The organism is Methylobacter marinus A45 (genome assembly GCF_000383855.1).
GTDB lineage: Bacteria > Pseudomonadota > Gammaproteobacteria > Methylococcales > Methylomonadaceae > Methylobacter > Methylobacter marinus.
Genome location: NZ_KB912877.1, coordinates 1,777,201 through 1,794,805 on the forward strand (window position 1 = coordinate 1,777,201; position 17,605 = coordinate 1,794,805).

Annotated in this window: 17 protein-coding genes; 12 read left to right on the forward strand and 5 right to left on the reverse strand. The window is 58.2% G+C overall.

The features are described 5' to 3' along the window. Nucleotides 1-113: 113 nt before the first annotated feature. A complete protein-coding gene (locus tag METMA_RS0108115) occupies nt 114-1,586 on the reverse strand; it encodes an alginate export family protein (RefSeq protein WP_020158581.1) in 1,473 nt (490 codons plus the stop codon). A 101-nt stretch (nt 1,587-1,687) separates the two neighbouring features. Continuing rightward, nucleotides 1,688-1,867: a YezD family protein gene (locus METMA_RS0108120; RefSeq protein WP_020158582.1), complete on the reverse strand. Its 180-nt coding sequence runs from the start codon at nt 1,865-1,867 to the stop codon at nt 1,688-1,690. 197 nt (nt 1,868-2,064) lie between these two features. Here METMA_RS0108120 and METMA_RS0108125 point away from each other — a divergent pair, with 197 nt between their 5' ends. The 7 genes from METMA_RS0108125 (at nt 2,065) to METMA_RS0108155 (ending at nt 10,880) form a co-directional block, all read left to right on the forward strand. Next, on the forward strand, nt 2,065-2,718 hold the full coding sequence (locus METMA_RS0108125; protein WP_020158583.1) for a potassium channel family protein: 654 nt from the start codon (nt 2,065-2,067) through the stop codon (nt 2,716-2,718). A 4-nt stretch (nt 2,719-2,722) separates the two neighbouring features. Next, the gene (locus METMA_RS0108130) at nt 2,723-4,090 is read left to right on the forward strand and encodes a TrkH family potassium uptake protein (protein ID WP_020158584.1); all 1,368 of its coding nucleotides are present in this window, start codon (nt 2,723-2,725) and stop codon (nt 4,088-4,090) included. A gap of 205 nt (nt 4,091-4,295) precedes the next feature. Next, nucleotides 4,296-4,733: a MarR family winged helix-turn-helix transcriptional regulator gene (locus METMA_RS0108135; protein WP_020158585.1), complete on the forward strand. Its 438-nt coding sequence runs from the start codon at nt 4,296-4,298 to the stop codon at nt 4,731-4,733. Nucleotides 4,734-4,738: 5 nt separating this feature from the next. Beyond that, complete coding sequence (locus METMA_RS0108140) at nt 4,739-7,354, forward strand: MMPL family transporter (protein ID WP_020158586.1); 2,616 nt, start codon at nt 4,739-4,741, stop codon at nt 7,352-7,354. A 477-nt stretch (nt 7,355-7,831) separates the two neighbouring features. Then, a complete protein-coding gene (locus METMA_RS0108145) occupies nt 7,832-8,374 on the forward strand; it encodes a hypothetical protein (RefSeq protein WP_156830473.1) in 543 nt (180 codons plus the stop codon). A gap of 143 nt (nt 8,375-8,517) precedes the next feature. Then, nucleotides 8,518-10,011 carry a SulP family inorganic anion transporter gene (locus METMA_RS0108150; RefSeq protein WP_020158588.1) on the forward strand — a complete coding sequence of 498 codons (1,494 nt, stop codon included), beginning with the start codon at nt 8,518-8,520 and terminating at the stop codon, nt 10,009-10,011. Further along, a complete protein-coding gene (locus METMA_RS0108155; RefSeq protein WP_020158589.1) occupies nt 10,011-10,880 on the forward strand; it encodes a universal stress protein in 870 nt (289 codons plus the stop codon). Before METMA_RS0108150 ends, METMA_RS0108155 begins: the two co-directional genes overlap by 1 nt. 365 nt (nt 10,881-11,245) lie before the next feature. Here the strand turns inward: METMA_RS0108155 and METMA_RS0108160 are convergent, their stop codons facing one another. Together METMA_RS0108160 and METMA_RS0108165 are read right to left on the reverse strand one after the other, a co-directional pair. Further along, a complete protein-coding gene (locus tag METMA_RS0108160) occupies nt 11,246-11,887 on the reverse strand; it encodes a class I SAM-dependent methyltransferase (protein WP_020158590.1) in 642 nt (213 codons plus the stop codon). A gap of 3 nt (nt 11,888-11,890) precedes the next feature. After that, nucleotides 11,891-12,121: a hypothetical protein gene (locus METMA_RS0108165; protein ID WP_020158591.1), complete on the reverse strand. Its 231-nt coding sequence runs from the start codon at nt 12,119-12,121 to the stop codon at nt 11,891-11,893. A gap of 52 nt (nt 12,122-12,173) precedes the next feature. Between METMA_RS0108165 and METMA_RS0108170 the strand changes: the two genes are divergently transcribed. Further along, a complete protein-coding gene (locus METMA_RS0108170) occupies nt 12,174-13,049 on the forward strand; it encodes a DMT family transporter (protein ID WP_020158592.1) in 876 nt (291 codons plus the stop codon). A gap of 90 nt (nt 13,050-13,139) precedes the next feature. Further along, nucleotides 13,140-14,363, forward strand: a complete 1,224-nt coding sequence (locus METMA_RS0108175) for an HD domain-containing phosphohydrolase (RefSeq protein ID WP_027147142.1) — start codon at nt 13,140-13,142, stop codon at nt 14,361-14,363. Between the two features lie 4 nt (nt 14,364-14,367). Here METMA_RS0108175 and METMA_RS0108180 read toward each other — a convergent pair whose 3' ends face one another. Next, complete coding sequence (locus METMA_RS0108180; RefSeq protein WP_027147143.1) at nt 14,368-14,976, reverse strand: DUF938 domain-containing protein; 609 nt, start codon at nt 14,974-14,976, stop codon at nt 14,368-14,370. A 149-nt stretch (nt 14,977-15,125) separates the two neighbouring features. Between METMA_RS0108180 and METMA_RS0108185 the strand changes: the two genes are divergently transcribed. From METMA_RS0108185 to METMA_RS0108195, 3 genes are all read left to right on the forward strand, one after another. Next, nucleotides 15,126-16,259 carry a GNAT family N-acetyltransferase gene (locus tag METMA_RS0108185; protein WP_020158595.1) on the forward strand — a complete coding sequence of 378 codons (1,134 nt, stop codon included), beginning with the start codon at nt 15,126-15,128 and terminating at the stop codon, nt 16,257-16,259. Between the two features lie 67 nt (nt 16,260-16,326). Further along, entirely contained in the window at nt 16,327-16,497 is a 171-nt protein-coding gene (locus METMA_RS0108190) for a rubredoxin (RefSeq protein WP_020158596.1), read from the forward strand. A gap of 23 nt (nt 16,498-16,520) precedes the next feature. After that, nucleotides 16,521-17,534, forward strand: a complete 1,014-nt coding sequence (locus tag METMA_RS0108195; RefSeq protein ID WP_020158597.1) for an NAD(P)/FAD-dependent oxidoreductase — start codon at nt 16,521-16,523, stop codon at nt 17,532-17,534. Nucleotides 17,535-17,605 lie beyond the last annotated feature (71 nt).

Below are 17,605 nucleotides of genomic sequence, written 5' to 3' on the forward strand. Positions count from 1 at the left end.
TACGAAAGCCGGGTTAATAATAGAAACGATATAATTCGAATTTATTATCTAATTTTTAGATAAATCTGCCGGGGAGGCGATCTCGACGGGTTCATCGTGCTTAGCCCCGTGTGTCATTTAAAAATATCCAAGGCATTGAAGCTCAGTTCGACGTAGACAAAATCCGAATCATCCGAACTGCTGCCGTTGGCCGCTTCCTGCCGGGCGCGAGTGAAATCGCCGAACGTGTAATGGGTGTAGCCGACGTTGGCGGCGATAAAACGCGTCAGGTGGCAGCGGGCGCGGATATCGAGGCCGTGGCCTAAAAAGTCGCCGCTTTGGCCAGTCCGGTCGCGGTTGAAACTTGAACCGTCCAACAAATTCCTGAAACGGTCGGTCTTGCTGTCCAGCCAGAAGGCGCTGTAACCACTGTCTATCTTTAGCCCCTTGATCGGTTCGAATTCGATTCTGATCTTAGGCGCGATCAGGTTTTCCGGCACCATGTAATCATCCGATGACCAGGGTCTGGCGAAGCCGAAAAAACGTTCGAACCGGTTGTTCTTGTTGTCGTTGGGATCCCGGTCGCCGCTGACATGGCCATAAAAGGCGCTGATTCTGGGTTTCCAGGGGTGCGCCTTGAAGGTATAGCCGACTTCCGAGGTCACCATGTAGGCGTCATGCTGCCGGCCGCCGTCGCGGCCGAATTGATACATGCCGCTGAAGTCGTAATTGATGCCGGTGTCGCCGACCCAGCCGTACAGGCGCAAACCCGTGCCGTGAATATCGCGGGCCTGGTTGTTGTTCGCGGCACTAGCGTCTTGCCTGAGCGCCATGTAATAAGGTTCGATCGTGACGATATCGGACCAGCCGCGCCAGTGGCCGATGATAGACGAGAACCATTGGTCCTGGTTCGGCTTGTCGAAATCGGTCATCAGCCGGGTCAAAGGCTGCAGCGCCAGCAAATCGACCGCCCAGTCATTGGCGTCCTGTCCGATACTGGCGCGAAAGCCCTGGAAATTGTTGGTGGTGTTGCGCCAGCGGTTGAGCCCGATCAGACGCCGATCCAGAAATTCGAACGCCATCCGACCGGCCCTGATAAAGGCAGGCCGGGCATTGCCCCGGTCATCGTAGCCCAGCGCGTCTTTGAAATGGAGTTCCCCATAGCCCTGGATCAGCTCGAATTCGTTGACTTCCCGGTTTGAGCGAGGAAATCGGCTGTTATACACGCGCGCATCCTCGAATTCGGCCACGAACCGGAGCGGGTCCAGAATATCCTTGACGCCCAGGTAAGCGCGGGTACGCAGCAAAACCGGCTCGTCCAGGCCGCTGCTGACCGGGCGGCGCAGGTCGTCGTCGCGGCGCTCGTAGCGCATCCGGTAATCCAGGCCGACATTCAGCCAGGTCATGTCTTCGGTGCCCTTGATGCCGGTTTTACTCAAATTGCGCACATACTCAGGCGGATCGGTTTCCCGCTTGGTGCCGTAGCTGCCGGGTTCCACGTAATAACTGGAAGCCTTCTGGTCCGACTTCTCGGCGGCATGCTGAGCCGGACTGATCAACCAACCGCCGACCGCGAGCGCCCAGGCGGTTTTTCTGAAAATAGCCATATTTTGTTCCCCCTTGAATACACAGCCATTTCCGGTTGTCCGGTCCCTCGCTGTTTTTTGTTTTTTAATTGATCTCCGGTGGTCCGGTAGCGGTTGCCGGGCTAGTTATCCAACACGCCGGGCCTGAGTTTTTCCCGGCGCTCGATCTGCACGACCTTGCCGTCGTGAATGACGATTTCGATCGAGCCGAAGCGGATGTCCTCCAGCATGTGCCTGATCCGGCTTGAGATTTCCGCCGCACGCTGTTTTTTCAGATTACTGTTCTCGCTGTTGGCCGCCATGTCCGTGCCTCTTATGGTGTTTGCGGTTTGAATGAATGATTGAACGGTGTGTCTGAGTTAATAGTAATAGACGCCTTTGTTTCTTAAAAACGATAAGATTAGATTTCTATATCTGTTTTTTAGAATTTAAAGCTATAGATCGGGTCGTCCTTCGTCTCTCGGCGATAAATAGACTTTAATAACTAACGGGGTTATTTATGGCGCAATACGCAGTGATTGGCCTGGGGCGGTTCGGCACGACCCTGGCGCTCCAGTTGGTAAAGATGGGGCATGATGTCGTCGGCATCGACAGCGACAGGCGCGTCATCGAGATGCTGTCGGATTCGCTGACTTACACCGCCATTGCCGATGTGACGGATGACCATGCCTTAAGGGAGCTGAACCCGATCGATTACGATGCCGTTATCGTGGCGATCGGCGAAAACATGCAGGCGAGCCTGATCTGCGTGGTGCATCTGAAAAACATGGGCATCGAGAACATCTGGGTCAAGGCGACGACCCAGGCGCATCACCTGATCCTAAGCCGGCTGGGCGTCAACCGCATCATTCATCCGGAAGAGGAAATGGGCACACGCACTGCCCAGGCGCTGGCTTATCCGATGATCCGCGAATACATGGCGCTGGGCAACAGGCAATATGTCGTCGAGGTCAAGGTGACCGCCGGATTGGCCGGCACTGCGCTGGCCGAGCTGCTGGAAAGCGTCAAGGACGACGTGTTCGGCATACTGGTGAAACGGCGCGAGCAGTTGATTCCGTGTCCCGCCGCGCAGTTCGTGATCGAAGCGAACGACACCGTGGTTCTGGCCGGTAATAGAACGTCGCTGATGAAGCTCGCGGCCAGATTCGTATAGCGCAATGGTGGACCAGCTCGTCAGCCGCTTCGAAAAAGGCCAATCCTCGTTCAAAAGCCGGGTCCTGAAAGTCAGCCCCCCGGCCCTTCTGACGTCCGGCTATCTGTTGCTGATCGTGCTCGGCGCAAGCCTGCTCAAACTGCCGTTCTCCTCGACCGAACCTGTCACCTGGCTGGAAGCGCTGTTCACATCCACCTCGGCCGTGACGGTGACCGGCCTGGTCGTGGTCGATACCGGCACGCGTTATACGGTATTCGGACAAACCGTCATCGCGCTGCTGATTCAGGCCGGCGGCCTGGGCTTCATGACTTTTTCGGTGCTGACCATCCTGAGCATAGGCAAAAAAATCGGCGTCAGGCATCAATTGCTGGCGCTGGAGGCGTTCAACCAGACCAGCCTGGACAAGATCCGCGAAGTGGCGCGCGCCGTGATTTATTTCGCGCTCACGGTCGAGAGTACCGCCATTGTACTGCTGACCTTGATCTGGAGCGGCGAGCTGGGATGGGCGCGCGCCGCTTATCATGCCTTTTTCTATGCGCTTTCGGCTTTCAATAACGCCGGCTTTGCGCTGTCCGCCGACAATTTAATGCCCTACGCCGGGCATTTGCAGGTCAACCTGATCATCACATTTCTGTTTATCATCGGCGGACTCGGGTTCGTCGTGCTGCAGGACCTGTGGCACACCCGCCGCGGCTGGAAACGATGGCAGCCGTATACGAAACTGATACTGGGCTCCACGGTGATCATCAACCTGGCCGCCTGGCTGCTGATCTGGCTTTTCGAGCGCCATAATCCCGGCACGATCGCAAACCTGCCGCTGGCCGATCAATTGACTGCGGCCTGGTTTCAGGCCGTCACCCCGCGCACGGCCGGCTTCAATACCGTGCCCGTCGAGTCACTGACCGATCCGACGGCGCTGCTGACGATCCTGCTGATGTTCATCGGCGGCGGCTCGATGAGCACGGCCGGCGGCATCAAGCTGGGCACGTTTATCGTCATGTTCATGACCACCTACGCCTTTCTGGGCCGAAGCGACGATGTCACGATGCTGCGCCGGTCGGTGCCGCGCAATGTGGTCATGAAAGCATTCTCGGTCAGCGTCATCTCGCTGATGCTGGTGTTTGTCGGCACGCTGACGCTGTCAGCGCTGGAGGGTGCTCCGCTGCTCGACATCCTGTTCGAGGTCGTGTCGGCGCTCAGCACGGTCGGCCTGTCCCGGGGCCTGACCGGCGAACTGTCGGCGGCCGGCCAGTGGCTGGTCATGAGTTTGATGTTTCTCGGACGCCTGGGGCCGTTGACGGTGACCTATGTGATCGCCACGCCCCAAAAACGGCGGGTCCGTTATCCGAGCGTGGATATTCAGGTGGGCTGAAAAGTCAGGGCCGGCAAAGCCGGTATGCCTTTACCCTGTCCGCGGCGGGAGCGAGGATCCGGGTAGCATCAACTATTTCATAGCGCATGCCATGACATGGATTGCCGGAACTCGTGAGTTTTGATATAGTACCCGCCCCTTATTATACTTACCGCTTTCTATGTCTCGGATCTGGCCTGGTAAGTTTGTTCTTAGCTTTCTATTTATGCATTCAAAATTTGGATTTCTGAGTTACGAAATCAGTCACGTTATCCGTCAACGTTTTAACAAAGCCGCCGAACCGATCGGTTTCACCCACGCCCAATGGCGAGCCCTGGTGCATTTGTCCGAAAATGAAAACTGCCGGCAAATCGACCTGGCGGAAACCCTGGAAATCAAGCCCATTACCCTGGCCCGGCAGATCGACCTGCTCGAGGACTCGGGCCTGGTCCGTCGCAACAAGGACAACGAAGACCGGCGCGCCTACCGCCTGGAACTCATGCCCAAAGCACAACCCATTATGCAGAAACTGTGGAAAATCGCCGATGCCGTGGAAGCGGAAGTGCTTGGCACGCTGACCCGGCAAGAACAAAAACAGATGACCGCACTGCTTGAACGTATTAAGACCGGGCTGTCAACCAAGCCGGTCGATAAGAAGGATTAAATTTCATGGTTTCCTCTACCGCTCCATCGATAAACAATCGGCCGTTTCAATTTCTGGCCGCTCTGCCTCTGCGCTTTCCCTGGCTGATCCTGCTGCTGTGCATCATTCTCAGCGGCGCCAGCCTCACCTATACGGTCCGCAACCTGAGCATTAATACCAATACCTCGGACTTGTTGGCGCCGGATTTGCCGTTCGTGCAGGTCAGGATGAAACTGGAGCAGGCGTTTCCGCAGGATGCCGCGTCCATTATCGTGGTCGTCGAATCAACCACGCCGGAACAGACGGCCATGGCCGCCGAGGCTGTGAACAAGCGCCTGCAAACCCAGTCCGCGCTGTTCCAGTCGGCCTATATTCCGGAGGACAATCCCTTTTTCCGACGGCAGGGCTTTTTGTACCTGGACCTCGATGCGCTGGAAAAACTGTCCGACAAACTCGTCGACGCCCAGCCTTTTATCGGCTATCTGTCCAAGAATTACCATGTGGCCGGCCTGACCGACATCCTGTCGCTGGCGCTGGAGGACAAACAGCAGGAGCAGTCCCTGCCGCTCGATCCGCTGCTGGGCGCGATCGACCGGGCGCTGGTCGCGGTCAAGGCGGGCCAGCCGCATTATGTTTCCTGGCAGCGACTGCTAACCGAGGAAAACTTTGGCCGCGATCAGACCCGGCGCCTGATCATCGCCAAGCCGCATATGGATTTTGACGAACTGCTGCCGGCCGGAAAGCCGATGAACTACTTGCGGGGACTGGCCGCCGAAATGGCCCATGACTATCCGGGCGTCAGCCTGAGCTTCACCGGCGAGGTCGCTCTGGAGCATGAGGAAATGGAAAGCGTCAATCAGGGCATGATCGTATCGGGCGCCATCTCGCTGCTGCTGGTCTGTCTCATGCTTTGGCTGGGTCTGCGTTCTTTCCGGCTGTTGTTCGCGACCTTCGTGGCATTGATCGGCGGCCTGGTGCTGACGGCCGGCTTCGCGACCCTGACGGTCGGCCATCTCAATCTGATATCCGTGTCTTTTGCAGTGCTTTATATCGGCCTGGGCGTCGATTTCGCCACGCATTTATGCCTGCATTACCAGGAATGCCGCCGGCAGGGCCAGGCCGCCGATGAAGCCATCCTGGAAAGCATGCATACGGTGGGGCCATCGCTGTTCCTGTGCGCCTTGACGACGGCCATCGGTTTTTTTGCTTTTATCCCCACCGATTTCAAGGGCGTATCGGAACTGGGCGTCATCGCCGGGGGCGGCATGTTCATCGGTCTGGCCGTTTCGCTGAGCCTGCTGCCGGCAATACTGAAAGTCATGCCGATCAAGGCATGGCCGGCAAAAGACGGCGCCACGCTGCCGGGCTGGGTCTATGGATTCCCGTTCCGCCATGCCCGGGCCATCCGCCTCGGCGCCCTGGTCGTTGCCATCCTGGCCAGCTTCACGCTCACTCAAGTGACGTTCGATACCAATCCGATCAACCTGCGCGATCCCAACACCCAGTCCGTGGTCGCCTTCAAGAAACTGCTGCAATCAAAAACCGACTCGCCTTTTGCCGTCTCCGCGCTGACCGACAACCTGACGCAGGCCGACCGCCTGGCCGCAGAATTTGCCCGGCTGCCGAGCGTGCACGAAGCGGTCACCCTGAGCAATCTGGTGCCTGAACAGCAGGATGAAAAGCTCGAGATTATCGATAATCTGAACCTGATCATGCCAGGTCAGCTCGACCGGTTCGAGCGCGCGCCGGAGCCCTCCGACGTGCGCGCCGCACTGGTCAAGCTGGACCATGCACTGCAGCAGGCCGCCGCCCAGCCGACGCCGCGCGTTTCGCCCGAACTGCTCGCCGGAATGCATCAGAATGTGCAGGCCTTCATCCAGCACGCCGACAGCCGGGATAATCCTGCCGCCGCTTATGCCGCGCTGGAACACAGCCTGTTCAGACTGCTGCCCCACACCATGCTTATGCTGCGCGACGGCCTGACGGCGTCGGACATCGGCCTGGACGACCTGCCGGATGCCGTCCGCTCCCAGTGGGTCAGCGACAACGGTTTGTTCCGTGTACTGGTCATGCCGGAGCAGGATCTTAACAATCCGCAGCATCTCAAAACCTTCGTCAATGAAACCATGGCGACCCACCCCTCGATATTCGGCCTGCCGGTCGGCGACGTGACATCCGGCCAGGCGATTGTGGACGCCTTTATTCAGGCTTTTGCCAGCGCCCTGGCCCTGATCATCCTGCTGCTGTTGGCGATGACGCGCAGCCTGAAATCGACGCTGCTGATCATTACGCCGCTACTGCTCGCGGCCCTGCTGACCGCCGCCTGCAATGTGCTGCTGAACAATCCGTTCAATTTCGCCAATATCATCGTCCTGCCGTTGCTGCTGGGCATGGGCGTCGACAGCGGCATCCACATGGTGCACCGGCTGCAGCATCCGCAAAGCGATGCCGTCGATCTGCTGCAATCGAGTTCCGCGCGCGGCGTGTTTTTCAGCGCCTTGACGACTTTGTGCAGCTTCAGCAGCCTGGCCTTTAACTCCCATCTGGGAACGGCGAGCATGGGGCTATTGCTGTCCATCGGCATCGCCCTGACGATTATTTGCAGCCTGCTGGTATTGCCGGCCTTGAGTTATAGAAAATAAGCGCGGGAATAGGATCTGGCTAAAAATGACGTCCTGAAATTGGAATCCCGCACGGGATGTGCCGATCAGAAGCAGATGCGGCGCAGTGAAGCGCATCGCTCGCGAACGATACCCTAAAGGGCACAAGTGCGCCTCCTGGCGTCGGCACATCCTATTACTCAGTTTACATAAGCCATAAAAACCAATAAAACCGATGTTGTTGCCATGCAGCGACATCGTTGATTTATAAAGGTTTTTCAGAGTCGGCATAAAATCGGGCGGCGAACCGTGGAAAACAGGGACGGCCCTGCGTATCCTACGGCTGGACGGCTGCCGTTGATTGCCAAGACCCTTGCGCGGGGTGACAAAATAACAGTCATCGTCATATAATACCCGCCACTTACTATATTAATGGCTTGTTATTTACATCCCGCGTCAGGTTGTTAAAACCTTAGTCATCACAAGCTCGATAACCGGCATCGCCTGAACAGGCGTGCATTGCAAAAACCAGTCTTTACGCCCTTGAAACTATCCAGCCTGCTTGACAAGACAGCCCGCTTGTTCCGTAAACAAGCGATCACCCGGCCACCGGATCAGCATTATGAAACCGACCGGCAAATGCTGATCCGGATCGCGCGGCAGTTTGCGCTGCTGTTTATCGTGATCTTGCTGCTCGACGAGATACTGGAGTTCGTTATTGAAGTCCTGCACTTTATTTTCGAACTGCTGCATCTGTTTATCGAGGCCATCGAAGAATTTGTCGAGTCAGTTCTGGAGCTCCTTCTGAATACCGGGCACCACGCCAGCGAAACCATCATCGTCAATACGGTGCTGGTCGTCATGATATATGGACTGTATCGCTTCTATCGCGCCTGGCCGCGCCTGTATCGCCGCTCAAAAAGAAACCGGCTGGCGGCCTGGCTGCGCTATAAAAGACGTAAGGCCCGCCACTGGCGCGCACGGCCCCGGAACCAAAAAATAAAACTGATCGCGGCTTATACCGCCGGCACCGCTTTGCTGGTGTTCTGGCTGACGCTGTAATTGCCAACCTGTTTCCCAACCACTTTCAAACCCCATCATGAACCATAAACACTACCCGCCTTAGTCTTCATACTATTGCTCTTACACTCATTCATCAAACGACGGCACGGGCCGTCAACCCTTTATGTATAGACAGGAACACTATGCTCTTTTTATCGAAAAAACAGGACTGGCTGGGTAACATCCGCGGCGATCTGCTGGCCGGCACGGTCGTCGCACTGGCGCTGATCCCCGAGGCCATCGCCTTTTCCATCATTGCCGGCGTGGACCCTAAGGTCGGACTCTACGCCTCGTTCTGCATCGCGGTCATTACCGCCTTCGTCGGCGGCCGGCCCGGCATGATCTCGGCCGCGACCGGCGCGATGGCGCTGCTGATGGTGACCCTGGTCAAGGAGCACGGCCTGCAATACTTACTGGCGGCAACCCTGCTGACCGGCGTGCTGCAAATCATCGGTGGCTATCTGAAAATCGGCAGCCTGATGAGTTTTGTCTCGCGCTCGGTCGTGACCGGTTTCGTCAATGCCCTGGCGATCCTGATCTTTATGGCGCAGCTGCCGGAATTGACCCACGTCACCTGGCACGTCTACGCCATGACGGCGGCGGGCCTGGCGATCATTTATTTGTTTCCCTACCTGCCGGTAATCGGCAAGTCGGTGCCTTCGCCGCTGGTCTGCATTGTCGTTTTGACCGGTGTCGCCATCTATCTGAACCTGGACATCCGCACGGTCGGTGACATGGGCCAGCTGCCTGACGCCCTGCCGGTGTTTTTGTGGCCCGAGGTGCCGCTGACGCTGGAAACCCTGCAGATCGTTTTCCCTTATTCGGCCGGACTCGCCATGGTCGGCCTGCTGGAGTCGCTGATGACCGCGACCATCGTCGACGATCTGACCGACACGCCCAGCGACAAGAATCGCGAATGCAAGGGCCAGGGCCTGGCCAATATCGGCGCGGGGCTTTTGGGCGGCATGGCCGGCTGCGCGATGATCGGCCAGTCCGTGATCAATATCAAATCCGGCGGACGCGGGCGTTTGTCGACGCTGACGGCGGGCACCTTCCTGCTGATCATGGTGGTGTTCCTGGATGCCTGGATATCGCTGATACCGATGGCGGCGCTGGTGTCGGTCATGATCATGGTCTCGATCGGCACCTTCAGCTGGCGTTCCATCGTCAACCTGAAACAACACCCTCTGTCCACCAACATCGTCATGGTGGCGACCGTGATTGTCGTGGTCTGGACCCATAACCTGGCGGCCGGCGTGTTCGTCGGCGTGCTGCTGGCGTCCTTGTTCTTCGCCAACAAGATCAGCCACTTCATGTATGTCGATTCGGAACTGGACGAAGAGAGCCATACACGCACCTACCATGTGATCGGCCAGGTTTTCTTTAACTCGGCCGACAAATTCTGCGCGGCATTCGACTTCAAGGAAGCCGTCGACAAGGTCGTGATCGATTTGCACCGCGCGCATTTTTGGGATATCTCTGCGGTCTCGGCGCTGGACAAGGTGGTCATTAAATTCCGGCGCGAAGGCGCGGATGTGGAAATGATCGGTCTGAACGAAGCCAGCACGACAATCATCGACCGCTTCGGCATCTACGATAAACCCGAAGAAATAGAAAAAATCATGGGAGGTCATTAATGAATACTGATAGCAACAGGGTTTTGGCATGCATCGACGGTTCGGCGCTCACTGAGGCGGTCTGCGATTACGCGGCCTGGATCGCCCAGCGCGTCGATGCGCCGCTGAAGCTGCTGCATACGATCGATCATCATCCCGAGACGGCGCCGACCTCGGATCTGTCCGGCAACATCGGCCTGGACAGCCGCGATCATCTGCTGGAGGAGATCATCAGCCTCGAGCAGCAGCGCAGCAAGTTACGGCTGCAACAAGGCAAGCTGTTGCTGCAGACGGCCAGGGAGCGTGTCATGCGGGCCGGCATCGCCGAGCCCCTGACCAATCAGCGCCACGGCAGCCTGGTCGAGTCGCTGATCGAACTCGAGGACAGCATGCGCGTGCTGGTCATCGGCCTGCGCGGCAAAGTACACGAGAACCAGCCCGACAAGATAGGCGCCAAGCTCGAATCCATCATCCGCTCGCTGCATAAGCCGATCCTGGTCGTCAACCAGGCATTCAAGGCGCCGCAGCGCATCATGCTCGCCTATGACGGGAGCAAGGCGGCCGAGAAAGCCGTCGACATGGTCGCGACCAGCCCCTTGTACAAAGGCATGGTCTGCCATCTGGTGTACGTCAGCAAGGACGAGAACGGCAAGGGGCAACTGCTCGATCTGGTCGCCAACAAGCTCAGGCAGGCCGGCGATATCGAAGTCATCGCCAAGAAACTGACCGGCAAGCCCGATCAGGTGCTGTTCGAGTACCAGGAGACCCATGACCTCGACATGACGGTCATGGGCGCGTTCAGCCATACCCGCCTCCACGACCTGCTGCTGGGCAGTTTTACGACCAGGATGCTGCTGAACAGCAAAAAGCCGCTGTTGTTGCTCAGGTAAGATCCTCTGGCAATTTCTCGTACGGCAGGTCCATTTCCAATTCCGGGTAACGTAGGGCCGGACCTGCGTGTCCGCCCTGTGTCCGGTGCACGACGGGTTATCGGGAAACCATTGACCGGGGGTGAACCGTTGGGCAAGGGCGAACACATAGGTTCGCCCCTACGCGACCGGCAGGCCATTTCCAATTCCGGAATGAACCGTAGGGGCGGACCTGCGTGTCCGCCCTGTGTCCGGTGCACGACGGGTTATCGGCGAACCATTGGCCGAGGGTGAACCGTTGGGTTGGGCAAAATGTTACCGAAACAACCGTCAGGCCCCTGTCGTTTGGCGGTTGAAGAAATGATGCGAATTACAGCCATGTTCCGTCATCCCGACCAAGATTTCTGCAACAAAATCACATCGTTACCAACAAAATCGACCTGACACCCTGTCTGACTCGCCCACCAGATAAAGGTCTCGCGCGAGAAAAAGCACACATGGGTGGGATCCTGTTTGTAGTGCCAGCGGCTGAAGGCCGCCTGGTCGATGACCATTTTCGTCATCAACCCCAGCCAGCCGCCCGGCCGCAGCAGCGCCAGCAGTGTGGTCAGGGTCTCGCCGGGCATGAACAGATGCTCCGCCACTTCGCTGGCGGTAATGAAATCGTAGCGCTGGCGCAGTAACGCTGTGTCGGCGGCATAGTAGGGATCGAAGATCGCCATGTCATAGCCCGCCTCGCTAAACATCAGCGACAGCGTCGGCCCCGGGCCGCTGCCGAAGTCAAGGCCTTGCGCCGGCGCCGGCACCCGCTCGCGCATCGGGATGAAGACCCGCGACAGGAAGCGGCGGTAGCCGGCGTCGCGCGGATCGTTCCTGTGCAGATCGTAGTACGCCTTCTCCGCCTCCGGCGACAGGCGATACTGCGGCGGCACGAAAACCAGCCGGCAGCGGTTGCATTGGTGATAGGCGCGGCGCGCATCCTGATGATAAAAAACGCTGCAGTCGTGCCGGCACAGTGGACAATGCATGGTTTATGCTCCTAAACAGTGGTTCGGGGCGGCATTATGCGTCATTTTCCGCAACCAGTCCTTCAGGCTGGGGCGGATACCCCCTTGTTTGTCCGCCACCCGTTTCTGGATGTCGATCATATCACTCACGCGCGAGCGATGCGCTTCACTGTATCGTCCGGAGCGCCTGCTTTGGGCCAGCTCATCCTGCCGAAGCGCAAGTCCAATGCCCTTCCATTTCACGCTAATGCCCATTAGAATGCGCCCCCTTGCGTCATTCAAGATTCATGCATAAGGAAAACCGCTTTTGGAAATTTTTTTCGTTTTCGGCCGGCTGGTGCTGTCGTCGGTGTCCAACGTCTTTCAGAAACAGCTGTCGCATCACGGCCTGCATCCCTTTTACATCGTCGCCACCACCTATGCCGTGCTGGCTCTTCTCTCTCTGCCATTCCTTTTCAGCGCCGGATTTTCCCATCTGACTCCGCCGTTCTGGATCAATGTGCTGCTGGCGTCCCTGTTCGATGTCGGCGGCTGGATGTTTCTGGTGATGTCCCTGTCCAGGACCGACCTGTCGGTGTTCGGTCCGCTCAATGCCTACAAAGTCATCATATCCATGCTGCTGGCGCTCGTTTTTCTGGGCGAGGTGCCGACCGCGCAAGGCTTTGCCGGCATCCTGATTATCGTCGCCGGCAGCTTTCTGCTGCTGCCGCCGTCGGCCGGCACGGCGCAGGACCGGCTCGCCCGGCTATGGCGCGATCGCGGCGTGCAGGCCCGGTTCCTGTCCATTTTGCTGTTTTCGATCGGCACGATTTTTCTGAAAGACTCGCTCGAGCATTCCGGCCCGTTGGAGACGCTGATCTTCTGGTCATTGTTCGGATTGCCGCTGATCCTTTTGGCCAACAGGTTCCTGACCACGGAACGGCTGGCGGACAACATCAGGAATTCGCAGCCGCATGTCCTGCCGATCACGGCCGTCGGCCTGACGGTATTCGTCATGCAATACCTGACGCTGGTGCTGATGTCGCAAATGCTGATTGCCTATACGCTGGCCTTGTTTCAGCTCGGCATGCTGCTGCAGGTCTTCCTCGGCTACCGGATCTTCAACGAGCCGGATCTGCTGCGCAGACTGGCGGCGAGCCTGGTCATGATCGCGGGAAGCCTGCTGGTGCTGCAGGTCAATTGACCTGCTCCGGCCTGAAAACTGCCTGTGAATGATTCCGGCTTTCAGGTGTCAAAAAATCGTTTAACGCACCGAACCAGAACGGGTATCAACATGGAACAACTGAAAATTGACCTACACAGCACAGTGACGGCCTTGAGCAGTTCACTGGATCTGGTCGGCATCGACGAAGTCAAGCACGGCAAGCGCGTCGCGATCATGGCCAAGAACGTGGCCCGGGAACTGGGCTGGAGCAAGGCCGACTGCCTGACGCTGATGCACGCCGGCATGCTGCACGACTGCGGCGTCTCCCGGGTGCAGGAGCACCGCCTTATATCCGAAACCCTGGAGTGGGACGGCGCGGAGGCGCATTGTATCCGCGCCGACGCCTACTTACGGGCCTGCGCGCCGCTGGCCCATCTGGCCGTCGACATCCGCTACCATCATACGCGCTGGGAGAAATTGCAGAGCTTGCCTCTGAATGAAACCACGCGCCTGCGCTCGAACCTGATCTATCTTGCCGACCGCGCCGACACGCTGCAACTGCCTTTTATCGGCAGCGAACAGATCCTGCTGGAGTACCCGGCCATCGTCGACTATGCCAGAAAGCAGGCCGGCCGCATGTTCGCGCCCGAACTGGTCGAAGCCTTCGCCCATGCCGCCGACGAGGAAGCCTTCTGGCTGTCCATGGACCCTGAATATCTGGACGAGGAACTGGCCGAGTTCAGCAGCCATCAGACTCAGATTACGCTGAATATGGATGAACTGCGCGCACTGGCGCTGCTGTTCTCGCGCATCGTCGACGCCAAAAGCCACTACACCGAGGAACACTCCGAGCGCGTCGCCAAGATCGCGCGCTACCTGGCCGAACAGCTGGGCAGGACGGGACCGGTGCTGGACCTGATCGAAATCGCGGGCCTGCTGCACGACATCGGCAAGCTGCGCGTCGACGAGGCCATTATCGAAAAGCCGGGGCCGCTGACCGATCGGGAATACGCCTGCATCCGCCGGCACAGCTATGACACTTATCGGATTCTGCGGCGCGTATTCGGCCACACGCCGATACCGGTCTGGGCCGGCTATCACCATGAAAATCTGCTCGGCCTGGGCTATCCGTTCAAGCGCGCGCCCAAAGAGATCCATCTGGAAGCGCGCATCGTCAGCGTCGCCGATATTTTTCAGGCGTTCGCGCAGCACCGCTCCTACCGCGGCCGGCTGGCGAAGGATGAAATCATCGGGCATTTGCAGGCACTCGTCGCGCAAGGCCGGCTCGATGCGCAGGTCGTCGGCGCGCTGATCGACCATGCCGACGAATGCTACCGGCTGGCGACAGCTTGAGCCTTCAGCCGGAATCCGCCTGCCTGCTCAGCACCAGCAGACGGTTGTTGGCCGGCATCGCGACATCGTCCACCAGCTGCAACCCGATCGAGGCCGCCAAAGCCGTGACCGCTTCGAAATCCCGGATGCCGCTGAGCGGGTCCCTGCTCTTCAGCCACTGGTCGAACCGGGCGTTGCTGTCGCTGGTGTAACGGCCTTGATAGTTGAAAGGCCCGTAAATGCATACCGGCGCGTCCGGGGCCAGGTATTGGCCCAGGCGGTCAAAGAAAACCTGAACCTGCCGCCAGCTCATGATGTGCAGCGTATTGGCCGTGAACAGCGCCTCGATACGAGTGCACGGCCATGCGGCATCGGTCACGTCGAGGATCAGCGGCGGCCTCAGATTCGCCAGCCCTGCCGCCTGCCGCCACAGTTCGATGCCGGCGATATTCTCCTGCCGGTCGGTCGGCTGCCAGTTGACATGCGGCAGCTGCCCGGCAAAATAGCAGGCGTGCTGCCCCGTGCCGCTGCCGATTTCCCAGACCGTAAGCGGCCGGCTGAAAACAGGGCGGATCACCCGAAGAATGGGGTCTTTATTGTTCTCGCAAGCTTGGGAAAAGGGTCTGTTGGTCATGGCCATTCAAAGGATTTGTTCACCTGCCAATGATAAGTTTTTTGGACGCTTCATGGAACCCGGAGCAATAAAACTCAGCCGATAGTTGTAGAATTTAATCCGCTGTTTAATGATACCCTGCTACTAATTCATCTGATTCATCGCTAAAAATGGACGTAAAACCGATCACCAGCATGGCGCAAGTCGATGCCGGAACCTGGAACCGGCTGGCCGGGGACGGCTATCCATTTCTGCGCCACGAATTCTTGCTGGCACTGGAGCAGAGCGGCTGCGCGGCGGCCGAAACCGGCTGGTCGCCGCATCATTTGCTGGTGCTGCGGAATGATGTGCCGCGGGCCTGCATGCCGCTGTACCTGAAGACGCACTCGCGCGGCGAATATGTGTTCGACCAGCAGTGGGCGCACGCCTATCAGCAGTGCGGCCTGAATTATTACCCGAAATGGCTGACCGCGATTCCGTTCACGCCCTGCCAGGGGCCGCGCATGATGGTCGATGAATCGGCCGATGCGCAGGAAGTCACGCGCCTGCTGGTTGCCTTCATCAAGCAGTTATCCGAACAGAACGGCATCTCCTCCTGGCATTGCCTGTTTCCCGAGCCAGAGCAGGCGCAATGGCTGCGCGACCAGGGATTGAGCCTGCGCGAAAGCGTGCAGTTTCACTGGCTCAACCGGGGCTACCGCGATTTCGATGACTTCCTGCAAACCTTCAGTTCAAGCAAGCGCAAGATGATCAAGCGCGAGCGCCGGCGGGTCTGCGAACAAGGCATCGAGCTGCGCCGGCTCAGCGGCCGTGAAGTCAGTCCGGCGCAGTGGCAGGCGTTCTTTCAGTTCTACACGATGACCTATCTGAAAAACGGCATGTCACCCTACCTGAACCTGGCCTTTTTCGAGCAGCTGGCGGCGACGATGGGCGAAAAGTTGCTGCTGGTGCTGGCGGTCAAGGACGATCAATACGTCGGCGCGGCATTGAGCGTGATCGGCGCCGATACGCTCTACGGCCGCTATTGGGGCTGCTATGAAGAATACAACAACCTGCATTTCGAAGCCTGTTACTATCAGGGGCTGGAATATTGCATCGCGCACGGCCTGAAGCGCTTCGACTCCGGCGCCCAGGGCGAACATAAAATCGCTCGGGGATTCGAGCCGGTCACGACCTGTTCGGCGCATTGGCTCAAGGATGCCGAATTTGCCAGGGCCGTGGAACATTTTCTGCATGAAGAACGACAAGCCGTGGCGCTTTATAAGCAGGATGCGGCGACCTATCTGCCGTTTAAAAAAGACTAGTTAAAACTAAAAAAGATCTGTTACAGTCAGAAATAATTGTTTTTTAACCAGCACGAGAGGAGCGTTTATGTCCGACTTTAAAAAATACCGGTGCAGCGTTTGCGGTCATATCTATGATGAAGCGGAAGGCGATTTCGATACAGGCATAGAGCCGGGGACGCGCTTTGAGGACATACCCGACGACTGGCGCTGTCCTGAATGCGGCGCCGAGAAAAGCGCTTATGAGTTGATGGAATAATCCCGTACCTTAAAGAGAACCGTATGCATATCGTTATCATCGGCTCCGGCGTGGGCGGCGTCAGCTTCGTGGAAAAATACCGCGCATTGTGCCCCGATGCGCGGCTTACGCTGATCACGCGCGAGAATGACGGCTATTATTCGCGGCCGCTGCTGTCGCGGGGCTTCAGCACCGACACTATCGAACAGTCCATCATCCTGAAACCCTTCGACAAGCTGCGCGCGCAGAGTATCGACATCATCAGCGCCGCCGAAGTCACGGCCATCAATCCGGCCGAGCGGACCGTCGCCGTCAACGGCCCCGATCAACAGACCCTGCTGTCGTACGACAAGCTGATACTGGCGCAGGGTTCCTCCGCTTTCATCCCGCCGCCGTTCAGGCCTTATGATGAGCTGTTTTTCCGCTTGAACAATCTGGTCGATCTGAAAAAGCTGCGCCGGTTCCGGCAAGGCTTTCTGGACCGGAACCGGCGGCCTGCCTGGGCCATCATCGGCGGCGGCCTGATCGGCTGCGAGGTGGCCTCCGACCTGGCCGTTTCGGGCGACCCGGTAACGCTGTATCATGCCTCGGGCCGGCTCATGGAGCGCCAGCTGGTCACGGAGGACTCGGTATCCCTGCTGAACGTACTCAAAGGCTCGGGCGTGAAAGTCTTGTTGCACCAGGCGGTGCAGGGCTTTTCGCGGGAAGGCGATAAAGTCAGCGTCAATACCGGCGTCTCGGCCGCTTTTGATGCCGTGATCGTGGCCACCGGCTTCAAGCCGCGCACGGAGCTGGCCGAACAGGCGGGCCTGGAAACGGGCCGAGGCATCAAGGTCAATCAGCGGCTGCAGACCTCGGACGAACATATCTACGCGCTCGGCGATGTCGCCGAACTGCCGAACGGCAAGCTATACGCGTTTATTCTGCCGATCCGCAACCAGGCCTTATGGCTGGCCGGCTTCCTGGCCGGCCAGGAAAGCGGAGACTGGCAGCCGCCGGCTTTCAATCCGAAAGCCAAAGTGCACGGTTTCGAAGCGACCCATCCTTATCTTTTCTAACATCGTAGCGTAGGGTATGCAATGCATACCCTACGTTGGCTATCTATGACTTATTTAGACTCATCCTTGCA